The organism is Desmospora profundinema (assembly GCF_031454155.1).
GTDB classification, from domain to species: Bacteria; Bacillota; Bacilli; order Thermoactinomycetales; family DSM-45169; genus Desmospora; species Desmospora profundinema.
The window spans coordinates 506,029-521,409 of the sequence record NZ_JAVDQG010000001.1 but is presented as its reverse complement, the minus strand read 5'-3'; the positions used below and the strand labels follow the sequence as shown (position 1 = coordinate 521,409).

The following is a 15,381-nucleotide window of genomic DNA, read 5'->3' as shown; positions in this document are numbered from 1 at the left end:
CATGGGGGGAAGAACATGAGCATCTATACATGGGCGATTATGATCGGCGTGATCGCCGGTTTTTTGGTGAGAATCCGTTTATTGAGGACGGATTACAGACAGTACCCTACTTATCTGCACGGACAGATTATCCATCTGTCCCTGGGCTTTATTGCGGCGGGCTTAGGAGCGGTGGCTGTACCGGCTCTCTTGGAAAAGGATTATACCGCCATTACGTTTCTGGTTTTGGCTGCCCAGCAATTTCGAGAAGTGCGCAACATGGAACGGGAAACTCTGTCCAAACTAGACAGGATGGAGTTGGTGGAGCGAGGGGCTTCCTATATCGAAGGAATCGCGATGGTGTTTGAGGGGCGCAATTACCTGGTGATTCTATCCGCTTTTCTGGTTTCGCTGACTGTAGTCACGACCCAGTGGGTGTGGGGGGGGATCCTGGTGGGTTTCGCCGCGGTGTCAGTGGCAGGAATCCTGCGTTCGGGAAAGTATCTGGAGCAGATTGCCGATGTTTCTTTGGCACCTCTCAGAATGGATGGACCCAACCTATATGTGGAAGACATCTATCTGATGAACGTCGGGTTAAAGGAGAATCGTGACCGGATTATGGAGCGGGGAGTGGGAGTAGTAATTACTCCAAAAAACCGGAATTGTGCACTCACCTTATCAAACATCGGTCAACGACAAGCGATTTTATACGATGTCTCCTCTATCTTGGGGGTGTTTCGGGATACGGGGGAACCCGCCTTGGTGCCTCTGTCCAAGCTGGACATGGATGAAGGGAAGGTAGGAATTCTGGTGCTGCCTCAAGTTCGAGATCCGGAACGGGTAATCCGGGTGGTTCGAAAGGTACCGGTGTTGGAAAGTGCTGTTCGGATGCCGACGGAAAGGCCGGAACAGTCTTCTTAAATGGATTGCGATTCATTGAAAAGGACGTGAACGTCATTGAGTACGATGCTGAAGAAACAGATCCTAGCTGTCATCACCCAAGATACCGAAACCGTTGGAGGGGGCGCTCCCATATTTATGGTAGGCGATGCAGAGGAATTGGAACGAACCTCCTTTTTGCTTGAAAGAATTCTGGACGGGATGGCCCACCAAATCAATTCCCGTACCATGGTCATCGTTCGGCACTGATGATGGGACGGATCTATATCAGCTGTGACCGCGGAGCAGGAGCATGGGTGGAGGCGGCATGGGATCGATGGGATTTGGAAAGAGGGCAGCCATTTCCTGATGTGGATGAGGTGGTACAGTGGGGACAGGCTCATGAGTATTCCTGGTCCCGTCCCGGTATTCTTTGCCCTATAGGAGCAGATTCCGACGGTATCGATTGTTACGTCTGCGGTTTTCCGGGAGATCCTGACATTCTGGTCCGGGCTTGGTCCCACATCCTTCCGCTTCTGGATATCAATCCGCTCCACTGGCAATTTGTGAAGGTGTCTGTTTCCGCGCCGTCGATTGATTCCTGGCAAGCCTTTCGCCGTAGTTATGGCCGGTTGGTGAAAGCCAGAGAAAGGGGATGACGATGCGTCTGATATATCACTGCTACGGCAGTGCCCATTCTTCGGTGGTGGCAGCCGCCATTCATTTGGGAAGGCTTCCTTCGGACCGTTTGCCGACGTTGGCGGAAGTGAGGGGGCTGCCTGATTTTGACTATGCACGTACCGAGGAGATCGGGACATTGTATTTCAAAGGGAAGGATGAGTATGGCACTGACGTATACACCATGGGATTCGGGTTTTATTGGGAATCGGGCGTACGGGCGGTTCAATCCATGCTGGAAATCCACGATGTCCATGACTTCCACTTTGTCCGTGCGCTGGACTCCATCACGTTATTGACAAAAGTGGGCGGGTCGTTATCCCGTCACTTCGGATTTCCGTCTGTCGGAAGGCCGCTGGCGGCCTGGGGAATCCGCAAGAGTTATCCCCTGTTGTTGGAGTTGGTGGATCGGGTCAAGCGGGAGTTGTACGGTTCACCCTAAAAAAAGCCGCTCAACGGAGCGGCTTCTTAGATTATACCGGTAGTGATCTTTTTTTGTTCAGCGGGAACGAACAATGGTCGAGGAAGCTTCATCATTCCATGTTCGACGTCCATCTCCCATACGGCCATTTAAGTTGTACAGGCCCCCGTTATTAGCGATTGCAAGAGCGTACCCTTTGGCATTGTGATGTTCATAAAGGTATGTGTAGTTTCCTTGGGGATGGGTACGGACTGAGGAGACGTTATCGTTATGGTAACCCATGAAGTTGGTGACAATGGGGGGATTGCTTGCATCGATAGAAAACTGCCACCCTTGTCCATTTTCGTGTTCATAAAAAGTGGAGAAAATCGGGCCATACGGCTTAACGGGCCCCTTTGGATGGACCGGATGGGTTTTGATATACCGATCAAACGTTTCCTTGGTATTAAAACCGATTGAGATTTGTTTCCCGTTGGAATCGTGGGTCAATACTTGGTAGCGGGGAATCTCTTCTGTTTTTGCTTCCACATGACCATCCAATCCACCAAACACCATGCATCCCATGAGCAAAACGGCAACAAATGATTGAAAAGCTTTTTTCATTTTTGAACACTCCTTTTTTGGAATCAGTAATGTACCAGCTACCAATGAAAGTGAAGGGACAGGATAACGATTATTCTGTATCTCATTAATTTTTCCAAATTCACCCCCCGGATTTAACATGTCATACCAGTTGTGCCCTGTTAATAATTGCATAATAAAAAATGAAATACCATCTTCTTTTGTTACTTCATCGTGACAAAATTGTAATAAAAGGATTTTTCGGCTTTTTGATCTATTTCCAACGAATTGTTTTTGTAAGGATCACCCTATCCTTCCATGGCAAAGCCCTTTCAATGAACTGGATAGAAGTGAAGCGTAGTGAAATGATATGAACGTGTGGTAGAATCATGATGGCGAGCTTGCACGCTGTTGGAGTAATCCATAGGGATGGAGGAGTTGTTTCCTCCGACAGTTGAGGAGAGGACATACTGATGACATTGCCTGTTGTTGCGATCGTGGGACGGCCCAATGTCGGGAAATCGACATTATTCAACCGCGTGGCCGGGAAACGGATCGCCATTGTAGAAGACAAGCCGGGGGTGACCCGGGATCGAATCTACAGCCGCGGGGATTGGTCGGGTCGGGAGTTTCATCTGATCGACACCGGCGGTTTGGAGTTTGGTCAGCAGGATGAAGTGATCGATCACATCCGCCATCAAGCGGATCTGGCCATTGAAGAAGCCGATGTGATCGTGTTCGCGGTGGATGGGCGCGAGGGGATGACGACTACGGATCAGGAAGTGGCCCGCCTCTTGCATCGATCCAATAAGCCGGTGGTGCTGGCCGTGAACAAGCTGGATCACGTCAAGCATTATGAGGAAGCGTACGAGTTTTATCGATTGGGTTTTGAAGAGGTGTTTCCGCTCTCATCCCTCCATGGAACGGGAACCGGCGATTTGTTGGATGCGATAGTGGCTCATTTTCCTCCCGCAGCGGAAGAGGAGTATGGGGAAGATATCATTCGGGTGTCGGTGATCGGTCGGCCCAATGTAGGCAAATCCTCTTTGGTAAATCGGATTCTGGGGGAAGAGCGGGTCATTGTCAGCCCGGTGGCCGGGACGACACGGGATGCGATCGATACGCCGCTTCGGCGTGAGGGCCAGGATTTTGTCATCATTGACACGGCCGGAATGCGGAAGCGGGGGAAAGTATATGAATCCACAGAAAAATACAGTGTGATCCGTGCCCTCCGTGCGATTGAGCGTTCCGATGTGGCGGTCGTGGTTCTGGATGGGGAAGAAGGGGTGACCGAGCAGGACAAGCGTGTCGCCGGAATCGCCCATGAATCGGGAAGAGCGGTCTTGTTTGCAGTTAACAAGTGGGATGCGGTGGAGAAAGATGAAAAAACCATGAAGCGCTTTCGTCGGGAAGTGCTGGATCATTTTGCGTTTATGGATTACGCACCGGTGTTGTTTATCTCGGCGAAGACAGGCCAGCGGGTTCATCAAGTATTGCCCGCAGTGCAGGAAGCGGCAGAACAGCATGCGATGCGGATCTCCACATCCGTGCTGAATCAAGTGCTGCAGGATGCAACCATGGCAACCCCTCCTCCATCGGTGAAGGGGCGCCGGGCCCGATTGTCATACGGAACCCAAGTGGCCGTCAAACCGCCGGCCATCGCGTTGTTTGTCAACGATCCGGAGTTATTCCACTTCAGCTATATTCGCTATCTGGAAAACCAGCTTCGGGAGGCATTCGGCTTCAAGGGGACCCCCATCCGCCTGATGCTGCGCAAAAAAAACAGAGACTAAGAGAGAGGAGGGAGTCGATTCATGGGGGAGGCTTTATGGATCGGGGTTTTATCGTATTTAATTGGATCCATCAGTTTTAGTTACTGGATGACGCGAATTCTCCACGGCACCGATATCCGTAAGCATGGAAGCGGCAATGCCGGTGCTACCAATATGCTGCGTGTGGTAGGGAAGGGGCCCGCGCTCATCGTCTTTTTGCTGGATATGTTGAAGGGGATGGCCGCAGTGGGGTTGGCCTGGGCCTGGACAGGGGAGCCCACTTGGATGATGATGGGCGGAGTTGCGGCGATCATCGGTCATAACTGGCCGGTTTTCCTCGGTTTTCGTGGGGGGAAAGGGATCGCCACCACCATCGGAGTCACTGTACTGTTAACGCTTTCCGCCGCCTTGGCTGCCGGAACACTCGCCATTCTCACGATCGCGTTTACACGCTATGTTTCCTTGGGATCCTTGATTTTCGCGGCAGGGTTGCCGATTGCCATATTCCTGTTTGATTATCCGTCTTCTTATGTGACCCTCAGCCTGGTGATCACGTTGATGGCCTTTATCCGCCATGCTTCCAACATTAAGCGGTTGGTGCAAGGGACAGAGAGCAAACTTGGGGCCAAAAAGCCGTAATCGCGTATGAGGAGGCTACGATATTGAACAAAAAACGAACTACGGTGTTGGGAGCCGGCAGTTGGGGGACGGTATTGGCCGCTGTGTTGGCGGACAACGGTCACCCTGTCACCTTATGGTCCCGCTCGCGCCAGACGGCAGAAGAAATCAATCAACAAAAAACAAACCGTCGTTATTTAAAGGACGTGACGCTTCCCGAGGGAATCGATGCCACCGATGATATCGCAAAAGCATTGGATGACACTCATCTGGTATTAGTGGTGGTGCCCTCGCAAGCTGTACGGGAAACGGTGCGGAAAGCCTCTCCTCACATTCCGGATCAAGCGCTGTTGGTGCATGCTGCCAAAGGGTTTGAAAGAAGTACGTTGAAGCGGATTTCGGAGGTGTTGGAAGAAGAAAGTCCTTCTCACCAGGGGCGGATCGCGGTCCTTTCCGGTCCCAGTCATGCGGAAGAAGTGATCCAACGTTCGCCGACGACGGTGGTAGTCGCCTCACAGGAAGAAAAATCGGCGAAAGCCGCACAGTCATTTTTGAACAATCAATCCTTCCGCGTATATACCCATTCCGATGTGGTGGGAGTGGAAGTGGGAGGTTCTCTGAAAAACATCATTGCTTTGGGGGCGGGTTTATCCGATGGCCTCGGATTCGGAGACAATGCCAAAGCGGCACTAATCACACGGGGCTTAGCGGAGATGGCCCGGCTCGGTATGGCCATGGGGGCGGAACCGATCACTTTCGCCGGTCTGTCCGGTGTGGGTGATCTGGTGGTCACCTGTACCAGTCGTCACAGCCGCAACTGGCGAGCGGGCAATCTGTTGAGCCGCGGGCATTCTCTGGATGAAATACTGCAACAGATGGGCATGGTGGTGGAAGGGGTGAAAACCACTCAGGCGGCCCATGACCTTTCCAATCGTTACGGGGTGGAGATGCCGATCGCCAGTGAGTTGTACGAAGTGTTGTTTGAGGGTAAAGATCCACGCCAAGCAGTGGAGGATCTAATGGGCCGCGGAGAAACGAACGAGCTGAATGAAATGATTCGAGGGTCTCTTTCCTGAAGCGGTTTGACGATTCTTCCTTCAGAAGGGGCTCTGCCCCAGAGAAGAAGCCGCCGAATGGAGTCGCAATCAGCCAGGTTGGTTCATAAGCTATGTAGCAAACGAATCCGTCGCCCGATCACAGCTCTTAGGCAAGGGGAAGGGACCAGTTGCCGCCCGGAGGCGACGGATTCGTGAAACAGGGGTAACGCATGTGGCGTTACCCCTGTTTTCTGGCTCTTGTTTTTGCTTCCGGTGTGCGGGCCTGCATCATTCCCCTGAGCAACTGTTGCACAACGGGAGATTGCATCAGTTTGAAGAGTTGACCCATGTCCACATTTTCCATCAATTTAAACAGAGGGTTGGTCGAATCGGGGTGCCTTCCCATTGGACCTTCTTCCATAGGAAGATCGAGATGGGGAATTTCCTCACCCGGTCCCCTTCGAGGCTGGATGAGCCGCAGAGGGGGCCGTCGTCTGGGTCTGCCGCGGGAACCCGCCCACTGGCTGGCCATCTCAAACATCTGATAAGCATTGTCCATGATGTTTTCCAGTCGGTGTAGCGTTTGGCTTAAGTCTTTTACCGTGGTTCGAAAGGTGAAAAATCCATTTACTAAGGTGGATAAATTAATCTTGCTCAACTCAGGGGATGATGGACGAGGAGTCTGCTTGGCCCGTGGCCGCGGTGGGTGGACCCTGCTTCTTTGCCCCTGATGTGGACGTTGGGGCCTTCGGGGGTTCGACAAATCGATCGCCTCCCTTTCGGGCAGTTGTCTCCCTATCCTATGCATTCGCCCCGGTTTGGATTGGGACAGCAGCCCGCATCATTGGTAGGCGAACGCGGATTTGCTATACTGATGATATCTAGTCAGGAAGTGAGTGTGAACGGATGGACGCCATGATTAGTATCATTTTGCTGTTAATCGCTAACTTTATGATGGCGTGGACCCGCCAACTGAGTCGAGGTTGGCTCCGCGTGGTCTTGACGATCTTTGCGGTGATGCTTTTATTGCCGGCGGTGTTGTTTGGCATCCGAGCGTTAATGTAACGGGAGAAGGTTAGCAGGAGGGAGAACTCCATGATTCGTTTGAAGGTCACGGCACTGGCCTTGGCGGCGGTGTTAATCGCAACTGGCTGTCAAGTTCGAACACAGGAATTCAACCAACGGGTGATGCAGGACTTGCCACAGGAGGTACAGCAAGTACAGTCCGCGTTGGATCGATATATGGAGCAGACACCGGTGCTGCCCATCAAGTCAGCACAAGGACACTTATATGAAAAGTATGTATTGGATCTGAACCAGCTGGATCCGTATCTGGGGTCCCGACCATCCAACTCTTATGAAAAAGGGGGGCACTTCGTTTTTGTTGTGGCTGATCCGGGAACAGGTGAAGATCATCAGGTGCGGGCGATGGACCTGCGTGTGACGGAAAAAATGCGTGATCTGAAGCGTCGAGTGGATCGCCATCAACAATCGACTGGAAAATGGCCCCGTGGACACCGAGAAGGGGAAGGGGTATATCAGTTGGACTTTGAGAAACTGGGCATCGATCCGGTGACGATTCCCAGCCCGTACTCGGCACAATGGTCCTTACCTGTGTTGATTGACGGGGACGGAGTCTTATTTTTGGATTACCGAGCCGAAGTCGTGCGAGTGATGGAAGAACAGAAAGACAAGCTATCGGATCGACAGGATCTACGGGAGCTTTTATGGAAGGATTCATTATTCGTACCGGCCTATTCTCCGCCTATGGAGATTCGGGGCGATGATCCCGTCTTGTTGTCAGAGTGACGCGCGTCATGCCTTTTCGAGCGGTCTTTGGGACCGCTCGTTTCTTTTTTTCATGCTCTTGAATCATAAAGCGGTCCCCCCCTCATATATTTATAGTGTCCAAATCCTGCGGGAGCGCATGGGAAGGCTGGCTGCCTTCGCACCGACGACACACTTTTGATCAGTCGGATCAATCGAGGGAGGGGTATTCGTGAAGAAAGTCGATATCTTCAAAGATATTGCGGAACGCACTGGAGGAGACATTTATCTGGGTGTGGTCGGTGCGGTCCGCACCGGGAAGTCGACCTTCATTAAGCGATTTATGGAGCAGGTAGTGATCCCTAATATCAGTGAGGAAGCCGATCGGGTGCGTGCAACCGATGAACTGCCGCAAAGTGGTGCGGGTAAAACCATTACTACCATTGAACCTAAGTTCGTACCCAACCAGGCGGTTCAGCTTCATGTTCACGAGGGGATTGACATTAATGTTCGATTAGTGGATTGCGTGGGGTATGCCATTTCGGGGGCGCGTGGATATGAAGACGAGGCCGGCCCGCGCATGATCAATACACCATGGTATGAAGAGCCGATTCCTTTCCAAGAAGCGGCGGAAATCGGCACGCGCAAGGTGATTCAGGAGCATTCCACCCTGGGAGTACTGGTGACGACGGACGGCTCGATCACAGACATCCCGCGTCATGATTACGAAGAGGTGGAAGAGCGCATTGTTGAAGAAATGAAGGAAGTGGGAAAACCGTTTATTATGGTTCTCAATTCCACTCGTCCTTTCAGTGAGGAAACCCAGGGGCTGCGGGATTCGCTCATCGAGAAGTACGACATCCCTGTATTGGCGATCAGTGTAGCCACCATGGGAGAAGAAGAAGTGTATGCGGTACTCAAGGAAGTGCTCTATGAATTCCCGGTTCATGAAGTGAATGTAAACTTGCCCAGCTGGGTGATGGTACTGGATGAGGATCACTGGCTGCGGCGGGATTTTGAATCCTCTGTTCGTGACACCGTAAAGGATATCCGGCGACTGCGGGATGTGGATTATGTGGTGGGGCAGTTTACCGAGTACGATTTTATCGAGCGTGCCGGACTTTCGGGGATGGATATGGGGCAGGGAGTAGCTGAGATCGACCTGTACGCGCCGGATGATCTATATGACCGCATTTTGACCGAAGTGGTGGGTGTCCAGATCCAGGGGAAAGATCACTTACTGCAATTGATGCAGGATTTCAGCAATGCCAAACGGGAGTATGATAAGGTATCGGATGCCATCCAGATGGTTCGTACCACCGGTTACGGGGTGGCGGCCCCCACATTGGAGGAGATGGCACTGGATGAGCCTGAGTTGATCAAACAGGGCCCCCGTTTCGGAGTACGCCTCAGGGCGACAGCCCCCTCCATTCACATGATCCGGGTCAACGTCCATTCAGAATTTGCACCGATTATCGGTTCGGAGAGGCAGAGTGAAGAGCTGGTCAATTACCTGATGCGTGATTTTGAACAAGATCCCTTGAGCATCTGGGAATCCGACATTTTCGGACGCTCCTTGCACTCCATCGTGCGGGAGGGAATTCAGGCGAAGTTGTCCATGATGCCGGAAAATGCCCGCTATAAATTACAGGAAACACTGGAACGAATCATCAACGAGGGCTCGGGTGGTTTGATCGCGATTATCCTTTAATCCATCCTCTCTCTTATTGAAAAGCGCTCTTTTATGGAGTGCTTTTTTGCTTTTTTTCCCGGAAAGCGCTGAAACACTTGAATTATGCGGGTTTCCTGTATTACTATAGGTTTGTCCGTGACGCCCGCATATCGTATAAGTTGCGGACAACCGGATCAGACTTGCATTTGAGTCACGAATCGTTGGATATGAGGTGAAAAGTCCATGAACAAAACGGAATTGATTTCCCAAGTTGCCGAAAAGACAAACATGACCAAAAAGGATGCGACTCAAGCTGTTGATGCCGTCTTTGATACCATCACCCAAGCGCTTCGCGAAGGGGATCGAGTTCAGCTGATCGGTTTTGGCAACTTTGAAGTTCGCGAACGTGCTGCCCGTAAAGGCCGCAACCCGCAGACCGGCAAGGAGATCCAAATCGCAGCCAGCAAAGTTCCGGCGTTTAAGCCTGGCAAAGCGCTGAAAGAGGATGTGAACAACGCTTCCAAGTCCTAAAGCACGCTTGAAGGGGCTTTGAAGTCTGTAAGTCGTTGCTAAACCGGAGGGTACATAATCGGTTCCTTCCTGCCGGCGGGAAACGCGATGCGGCCCGACACTGCAAAGGCCCCATGGGGCCTTTGCTTCTTTTTCATTTCCCCGCCCGATATGGGGGGTATCATTGCATTTGTTACAGGGAACTCTTTGAGCTGTAAGGATGGAGGCGGATACGATCATGGAAGTGGATCATGAAAAAATCAGACAAGCGGTACGGATGATCCTGGAAGCGGTGGGGGAAGATCCAGACCGTGAAGGGTTGAAGGAGACACCAGCACGGGTGTCCCGGATGTACGAAGAGGTATTTTCCGGGATTCAGGAAGATCCAGAGGAATACTTTGGCACTATATTCAGTGAAGATCACGAAGAACTGGTCCTGGTAAAGGACATTCCGTTTTTCTCCATGTGTGAGCATCATTTGGTACCGTTTTTCGGCAAAGCTCATGTGGGTTACATTCCTAAGAGCGGCCGTGTGACCGGACTGAGCAAATTAGCCCGGGCCGTGGAAGCCGTTTCCCGGCGTCCGCAGCTGCAGGAACGCATTACCTATACCGTAGCGGACTCCATCATGAAAACCTTGCAACCCCATGGGGTGGTAGTGGTGGTGGAAGCAGAACATATGTGTATGACGATGCGCGGTGTAAAAAAGCCCGGAGCAAAGACGGTGACCTCTGCTGTCCGGGGTGCTTTTGAAACGGATCCAGCCGCCCGGGCGGAAGTTTTTAGCTTGATTGGAATCGGGAAATGACCCAAGCCATGCTGCGCAAGAAGAAATAATAAAAAGCCGCCAAGACCCTTGACACTTTTGTCGAACCCCTATATACTAATCATTGTCGCTTCAATGAACCAAGCGTTGTACGGGAAATTGTCGGGCTATGGCGCAGCTTGGTAGCGCGCTTGCATGGGGCGCAAGAGGTCGTCGGTTCAAATCCGGCTAGCCCGACCACATGATAGGCTCTCCACGCGTGGAGAGCCTTTTTCCTTTCAGGCGAGGGCAAAAAGCTGTCCTTATTTCTATAGGAACAGGAGGTCTCATTTTGATGGAAAACCAGTCCAATGATTTTTTTGTCGTGAAAGCCAGGGAAAACGGGGTCAGTGTGATTGGGTTAACGCGAGGGAAAGATACGCGCTTTCACCATTCGGAGAAATTGGACAAAGGGGAAGCGATGGTGGTGCAGTTTACAGAACACACGTCCGCGGTTAAGGTTCGGGGAAATGCATTGATCGTCACTCCCTTCGGACAAGTAAAGACTGGAGAGGAAGACTGAGTGTCATGAACCGCTGACCAAGCCGATACAATGATACAAGGTGAAACAGGAAAGGGATGGGTACCGTGGGTGCGATTGCCCGTCGTTTGTTCGCTTCTATTTTTGTATCGGTGCTGCTGGCTGCACTGCTATCGCTTCTCCCTCTGATGGAGCAAAAGGGAGCCGGAGAGGAAGTGCCTGCCTTCGGTTCTCCCGGGGAGAGGCGCTTGGCAGCGGACAATATGGTTGATTTCTTGTTGGGTGAAGGGGGAAGTTGGGATTGGGAGCGGGCGGATTGGAATGAAGGCCGGTTGGAGCTGGCCGCCATCTGGCGCGGTTCGGATCCCGACGGGGTGTATAAGGACCTGTTTCGATTGACGCAATCGGCTCTTGTTCATACATCTAATGTTCAGGAACTGCAAGTCTCCGTTGTGATCCGAAACTCCCCCCGGATTCTGGTATTGCGTGCATCGCGCCAACAACTGGGGAACGATTCCCGAATGGAAAACCGGGCGGGCTTTTCCCCGAGGGAATATCTTGAGCGGCGATTTCACCTGGCGGTGGCAGATCGGGACAGCTAAGGTCCGGTGCCGCTTTCTTGAAATTGTGTTATACTAAGTGAGAAAGACTACGTGATGCTTCGGACTGTACGGGTGGAGGGGGCGCAATGGATGACGTCGACAGAGAACCAGCTTAATCAGATTTTATCGGATATTGAACGGCAGGCCAGTCATTCCTTCGTGGATCGGCATATCCAGCGACCGGAGGTGCCGGCCTTCTTTGTTGCGGTTCTCTACCACGCCTTGCGTTCCCGTCAACTTCCGGCGGATCGTCTACACTTGTACTGCGTTACAATTACATTGATGCAAATGGGTCTGGATATCCACGAACGGGTGTCGCCAGGACCCTCGTCCGGGGAGGGACGGATGCACTTGCGTCCATTGACGGTCCTTGCGGGGGACTATTTCAGCAGTCTCTTTTACCGGACGTTGTCACAGGCGGGGGAAATCGACGGACTCGCCTGTTTGTCCCAAGCGATTTGCAAGGTGAATGAAGCTAAGATGGAGCTTTATTTTATGCGACAGGTAGATCCGGTTCCCTGGCAGACAATTCTGGACTTAGTGAGGCAGGTGCGCGGGGGTCTGATCTCGGCCGTCTCTTCTTTTTTTTGCCGGGATTTGGATCATTCCGACCCTTGGCCGCTGCTTGCGGGTCATTTGATGGTACTGGATTACTGGTCAAAACCGGTTGAGGGCTGGACGGCCGGTGTACCGGATCACTTGCTTCAAAACGTGGCTGCGGATACATGGCGATTGGCGAAAAATGTGCGCCCATTGGATGTGCGCCATGAGTTGCTTCAAACGATGCAGCAATGTATCGCCCCCCATGTCCATGAAGTACTGGTACGGGAAGGGTGAACGACATGAGCCGGCAAACGAAAGTGACTGGGGAAACCAAACAACAATTTGTACACGAGGTATTCGAAAGCATCGCCAAGGATTACGATCGTATGAATACCCTGCTTAGCTTTCGTCGACATAAGGCTTGGCGTACACAGGCAATGAAGAAAATGGCGGTCCAGCCGGGAGACACTGCCATCGATGTCTGTTGCGGGACCTGTGATTGGTCACTATCCCTAGCAGAAGCGTCGGGTACCGGAAACGTGGTCGGGTTGGATTTCAGCCGCAATATGCTCCATGTGGGAGAGCAGAAGGTGAAAGCGGCTGGGAAAACGGCTCAAGTGGAATTGATTCACGGCAATGCGATGGAACTCCCCTTTCCCGATCACACGTTTGATCATGCCACCATCGGCTTTGCCTTGCGTAATGTCCCGGATTATCGCCATGTGATTCGAGAAATGGCCCGGGTGGTGAAACCGGGCGGCCAAGTGGTCTCCCTTGAATTGTCCAAACCGACTTGGCCACCGTTTCGCGCAGTTTATTACTTCTACTTTCAACGGATCCTGCCTCGTTTGGGGAAATTGTTTGCCGACCGGTATGAACAGTACCGCTGGCTGCCGGAATCTTTGGTAACGTTTCCGGATTACAAAGAGCTGGCCAGGATCATGAAAGAAGAAGGGTGTTTTGATCGGGTGGACGTAAAGCCATTAACTGGCGGCATTGCCGCTCTTCATATTGGACGGGTCAAGGGAGGGGCCTGATCGGTAACCATCGGCCGCTCCCTTTCTCCTGTCCAAAAGAGGGCACCCCCTGGGAAACAGGGCGTGTTGACAGGAGGAACATTTGATCAACAGCCCGAAGAACGGGGCGAATACGATGCAAACCAAGGTGAAAAACATGAAGCTAGCGGACATTTACAAAAGCCTGCGTCAGGATCTGCGGGTGGTGGAGCAGGAGTTGTCCAATTCGGTCCGTTCCGATCACACCGAGTTGAATCGTTCCTCCGCCCATCTACTCGAGGCGGGCGGGAAGCGGTTGCGTCCCGTATTTACGCTTTTGGCTGGTCAATTTGGGTATTACGATATCGAAAGGCTGAAGAAAGTGGCGGTTCCCTTGGAACTGATCCACATGTCTTCATTGGTGCACGATGACGTCATCGATGATGCACAGACACGGCGGGGCCGACCCACTGTGAAGTCCAAATGGGACAGTCGGGTGGCGATGTACACCGGCGATTATTTGTTCGCACGGGCTCTTTCCATTGCCACCCAAGTGGAGGATCCCCGTATCCATCAAGTGTTGTCGCGATCCATTCAGGAGATGTGCAAAGGAGAAATCGAGCAGATCCGGGATTTCTATAATCCGGATCAGGGCTTGATCCGCTACTTGCAGCGAATCAAGCGGAAAACGGCGCTGCTGATGGCTGTCAGCTGCCAGCTGGGAGCGATGGTTGCCTCAGCGGACGAAGCGGTGGTTCGGCGCTTGCGGCTGTATGGATACTACGTAGGTATGGCCTTTCAAATCACGGATGATGTCTTGGATCTAATCGGGGATGAAAAAGAATTGGGCAAGCCCGCCGGCAGTGATTTGCGTCAAGGAAACATCACATTGCCAGTGATCTATCTGCTGCACTATGGATCGGAAGAAGACCGGCGACGACTGAGGGATTATTTGTCCCGCCGGAGGACGGATGTTGGTAGTGAAGATGTTCTTCCAGGACAGCAATTGGAAGAGGCTTTGTCCATAGGAATAGAGGACGTGCTGGAACGGGTACGCCACTCGGGAGGGATTCCGTACGCGGAGGAGATGTCCCGCCGTTATTTGGACAAAGCGCTTGTATGCCTGGAGGGGCTGCCTTCCGGGCAAGCGCGGGATTCGTTGCTTTTCATTGCCCGGTTTGTGGGGAAACGCTCTTATTAAGGTGTGTCTGATCAATCGATATCCTAAGCCGAGGTCGGTATGGTCGTCTTCATTTCGATGCAAAACGCGCATCAGGCGAACCCAAGGCCATACCGACTTTCTTTTCCGTTTTCAATTGAAAACGGGATGACCAGACAGGCCCTAGTACAGGTCTCGCTTTGCCCGGGCGTTGCTTTGTTGCGGCCTTTTTGCTACAATTTCGATTGATGTGCTTCGGAAGCGCTTTCCGATACATATATTCACATGGATGGAGGAAGGGTCAGACATGGAAAAAACGTTTCTGATGGTGAAACCGGATGGTGTGCAGCGGGGACTGATCGGAGAAATCGTCTCCCGGTTTGAAAACAAAGGGTTTCAACTGGTGGGCGCCAAGCTGATGGTGATTCCCCGGGAGATTGCGGAACAACACTACGGGGAGCACAAGGAGAAGCCTTTCTTCGGCGAGCTGGTCGACTTCATTACATCGGGTCCTGTATTTGCGATGGTGTGGGCAGGCGATGATGTGATCGCAACCGCCCGTCACATGATGGGCAAAACGAAGCCCGCAGAGGCGGCTCCGGGTACCATTCGTGGAGATTATGGTGTGACCGTAGGTAAAAACATCATTCATGGTTCCGATTCTCCCGCCAGCGCTGAGCGTGAAATTGCGCTCTTTTTCGATGAAAAAGAGATCGCTTCCTGGGAAAAGCTGTTGGATCGCTGGATTTACTGATTCGGGGTGCAGCTTCTATATAAAAACCGGCAACCAGATGCCGGTTTTTTTGTATGTTTTTAAGTGGATGAGTTTTCGGTGAGGGTGCCATCCTATATAATTTACCCGATGGGTAAATTAATGCGAGAAGAACAGACAGGGAGGAAAG

20 protein-coding genes and 1 tRNA gene are annotated in these 15,381 nt (G+C 52.2%); 19 read left to right on the top strand and 2 right to left on the bottom strand.

Annotated features, from left to right (window positions below; genetic code table 11):
- The first annotated feature begins 15 nt into the window (after positions 1-15).
- Genes JOE21_RS02460 through JOE21_RS02445 form a run of 4 tightly spaced genes read left to right on the top strand, consistent with a single transcriptional unit; the run spans position 16 to position 1,978 of the window.
- Positions 16-900, top strand: coding sequence for a YIEGIA family protein (locus JOE21_RS02460; protein WP_309861923.1), 885 nt, complete (start codon positions 16-18; stop codon positions 898-900).
- A 45-nt stretch (positions 901-945) separates the two neighbouring features.
- Positions 946-1,128, top strand: a complete 183-nt coding sequence (locus tag JOE21_RS02455) for a capping complex subunit for YIEGIA (RefSeq protein WP_309862421.1) — start codon at positions 946-948, stop codon at positions 1,126-1,128.
- A gap of 47 nt (positions 1,129-1,175) precedes the next feature.
- Complete coding sequence (locus JOE21_RS02450; protein WP_309861921.1) at positions 1,176-1,517, top strand: hypothetical protein; 342 nt, start codon at positions 1,176-1,178, stop codon at positions 1,515-1,517.
- A gap of 2 nt (positions 1,518-1,519) precedes the next feature.
- On the top strand, positions 1,520-1,978 hold the full coding sequence (locus tag JOE21_RS02445; RefSeq protein WP_309861919.1) for a DUF3189 family protein: 459 nt from the start codon (positions 1,520-1,522) through the stop codon (positions 1,976-1,978).
- 57 nt (positions 1,979-2,035) lie between these two features.
- Here the strand turns inward: JOE21_RS02445 and JOE21_RS02440 are convergent, their stop codons facing one another.
- The gene (locus JOE21_RS02440; protein ID WP_309861917.1) at positions 2,036-2,560 is read right to left on the bottom strand and encodes a beta/gamma crystallin family protein; all 525 of its coding nucleotides are present in this window, start codon (positions 2,558-2,560) and stop codon (positions 2,036-2,038) included.
- Between the two features lie 431 nt (positions 2,561-2,991).
- On the opposite strand from JOE21_RS02440, the gene der reads away from it, so the two are divergent.
- From der to JOE21_RS02425, 3 genes are read left to right on the top strand one after another with little or no spacing between them, the layout of a single operon-like run.
- Complete coding sequence (der, locus tag JOE21_RS02435; RefSeq protein ID WP_309861915.1) at positions 2,992-4,311, top strand: ribosome biogenesis GTPase Der; 1,320 nt, start codon at positions 2,992-2,994, stop codon at positions 4,309-4,311.
- A 21-nt stretch (positions 4,312-4,332) separates the two neighbouring features.
- Positions 4,333-4,929 (top strand): glycerol-3-phosphate 1-O-acyltransferase PlsY, encoded by a 597-nt coding sequence (plsY, locus tag JOE21_RS02430; protein WP_309861913.1) that lies wholly within the window; start codon positions 4,333-4,335, stop codon positions 4,927-4,929.
- Between the two features lie 20 nt (positions 4,930-4,949).
- Positions 4,950-5,984 carry an NAD(P)H-dependent glycerol-3-phosphate dehydrogenase gene (locus JOE21_RS02425; protein WP_374709311.1) on the top strand — a complete coding sequence of 345 codons (1,035 nt, stop codon included), beginning with the start codon at positions 4,950-4,952 and terminating at the stop codon, positions 5,982-5,984.
- Positions 5,985-6,183: 199 nt separating this feature from the next.
- Here JOE21_RS02425 and JOE21_RS02420 read toward each other — a convergent pair whose 3' ends face one another.
- Positions 6,184-6,708: a hypothetical protein gene (locus JOE21_RS02420; RefSeq protein ID WP_309861910.1), complete on the bottom strand. Its 525-nt coding sequence runs from the start codon at positions 6,706-6,708 to the stop codon at positions 6,184-6,186.
- Between the two features lie 143 nt (positions 6,709-6,851).
- Here JOE21_RS02420 and JOE21_RS02415 point away from each other — a divergent pair, with 143 nt between their 5' ends.
- The 12 genes from JOE21_RS02415 to ndk all read left to right on the top strand — a co-directional run bounded on the left by JOE21_RS02415 (position 6,852) and on the right by ndk (position 15,233).
- Entirely contained in the window at positions 6,852-7,010 is a 159-nt protein-coding gene (locus JOE21_RS02415; RefSeq protein WP_309861908.1) for a hypothetical protein, read from the top strand.
- A 30-nt stretch (positions 7,011-7,040) separates the two neighbouring features.
- Entirely contained in the window at positions 7,041-7,754 is a 714-nt protein-coding gene (locus JOE21_RS02410; protein ID WP_309861906.1) for a YphF family lipoprotein, read from the top strand.
- Between the two features lie 190 nt (positions 7,755-7,944).
- Complete coding sequence (gene spoIVA, locus JOE21_RS02405) at positions 7,945-9,423, top strand: stage IV sporulation protein A (protein WP_309861904.1); 1,479 nt, start codon at positions 7,945-7,947, stop codon at positions 9,421-9,423.
- Positions 9,424-9,627: 204 nt separating this feature from the next.
- Entirely contained in the window at positions 9,628-9,915 is a 288-nt protein-coding gene (gene hbs, locus JOE21_RS02400; protein ID WP_309861902.1) for a non-specific DNA-binding protein Hbs, read from the top strand.
- Positions 9,916-10,132: 217 nt separating this feature from the next.
- A complete protein-coding gene (gene folE, locus JOE21_RS02395) occupies positions 10,133-10,702 on the top strand; it encodes a GTP cyclohydrolase I FolE (protein ID WP_374709296.1) in 570 nt (189 codons plus the stop codon).
- 121 nt (positions 10,703-10,823) lie between these two features.
- Positions 10,824-10,900, top strand: a tRNA-Pro gene (locus JOE21_RS02390).
- Between the two features lie 91 nt (positions 10,901-10,991).
- A complete protein-coding gene (gene mtrB, locus JOE21_RS02385) occupies positions 10,992-11,222 on the top strand; it encodes a trp RNA-binding attenuation protein MtrB (protein WP_309861900.1) in 231 nt (76 codons plus the stop codon).
- Between the two features lie 56 nt (positions 11,223-11,278).
- On the top strand, positions 11,279-11,782 hold the full coding sequence (locus JOE21_RS02380) for a hypothetical protein (protein WP_309861898.1): 504 nt from the start codon (positions 11,279-11,281) through the stop codon (positions 11,780-11,782).
- A 90-nt stretch (positions 11,783-11,872) separates the two neighbouring features.
- Complete coding sequence (locus tag JOE21_RS02375) at positions 11,873-12,619, top strand: heptaprenyl diphosphate synthase component 1 (RefSeq protein WP_309861896.1); 747 nt, start codon at positions 11,873-11,875, stop codon at positions 12,617-12,619.
- 5 nt (positions 12,620-12,624) lie between these two features.
- Positions 12,625-13,362 carry a demethylmenaquinone methyltransferase gene (locus JOE21_RS02370; RefSeq protein ID WP_309861894.1) on the top strand — a complete coding sequence of 246 codons (738 nt, stop codon included), beginning with the start codon at positions 12,625-12,627 and terminating at the stop codon, positions 13,360-13,362.
- Positions 13,363-13,444: 82 nt separating this feature from the next.
- Positions 13,445-14,521: a polyprenyl synthetase family protein gene (locus tag JOE21_RS02365; protein WP_309861892.1), complete on the top strand. Its 1,077-nt coding sequence runs from the start codon at positions 13,445-13,447 to the stop codon at positions 14,519-14,521.
- A 265-nt stretch (positions 14,522-14,786) separates the two neighbouring features.
- A complete protein-coding gene (gene ndk, locus JOE21_RS02360; RefSeq protein WP_309861890.1) occupies positions 14,787-15,233 on the top strand; it encodes a nucleoside-diphosphate kinase in 447 nt (148 codons plus the stop codon).
- Positions 15,234-15,381: the final 148 nt, after the last annotated feature.

Bases quoted from the DNA above. Each gene is read 5' to 3' on its own strand.
- JOE21_RS02455 (WP_309862421.1), top strand. From the start codon at position 946: ATGCTGAAGAAACAGATCCTAGCTGTCATCACCCAAGATACCGAAACC.
- JOE21_RS02415 (WP_309861908.1), top strand. From the start codon at position 6,852: ATGGACGCCATGATTAGTATCATTTTGCTGTTAATCGCTAACTTTATG.
- JOE21_RS02375 (WP_309861896.1), top strand. From the start codon at position 11,873: ATGACGTCGACAGAGAACCAGCTTAATCAGATTTTATCGGATATTGAA.
- JOE21_RS02410 (WP_309861906.1), top strand. From the start codon at position 7,041: ATGATTCGTTTGAAGGTCACGGCACTGGCCTTGGCGGCGGTGTTAATC.
- JOE21_RS02445 (WP_309861919.1), top strand. From the start codon at position 1,520: ATGCGTCTGATATATCACTGCTACGGCAGTGCCCATTCTTCGGTGGTG.
- folE (WP_374709296.1), top strand. From the start codon at position 10,133: ATGGAAGTGGATCATGAAAAAATCAGACAAGCGGTACGGATGATCCTG.
- JOE21_RS02370 (WP_309861894.1), top strand. From the start codon at position 12,625: ATGAGCCGGCAAACGAAAGTGACTGGGGAAACCAAACAACAATTTGTA.
- ndk (WP_309861890.1), top strand. From the start codon at position 14,787: ATGGAAAAAACGTTTCTGATGGTGAAACCGGATGGTGTGCAGCGGGGA.
- hbs (WP_309861902.1), top strand. From the start codon at position 9,628: ATGAACAAAACGGAATTGATTTCCCAAGTTGCCGAAAAGACAAACATG.
- der (WP_309861915.1), top strand. From the start codon at position 2,992: ATGACATTGCCTGTTGTTGCGATCGTGGGACGGCCCAATGTCGGGAAA.
- JOE21_RS02380 (WP_309861898.1), top strand. From the start codon at position 11,279: ATGGGTACCGTGGGTGCGATTGCCCGTCGTTTGTTCGCTTCTATTTTT.
- plsY (WP_309861913.1), top strand. From the start codon at position 4,333: ATGGGGGAGGCTTTATGGATCGGGGTTTTATCGTATTTAATTGGATCC.
- JOE21_RS02440 (WP_309861917.1), bottom strand. From the start codon at position 2,560: ATGAAAAAAGCTTTTCAATCATTTGTTGCCGTTTTGCTCATGGGATGC.
- JOE21_RS02460 (WP_309861923.1), top strand. From the start codon at position 16: ATGAGCATCTATACATGGGCGATTATGATCGGCGTGATCGCCGGTTTT.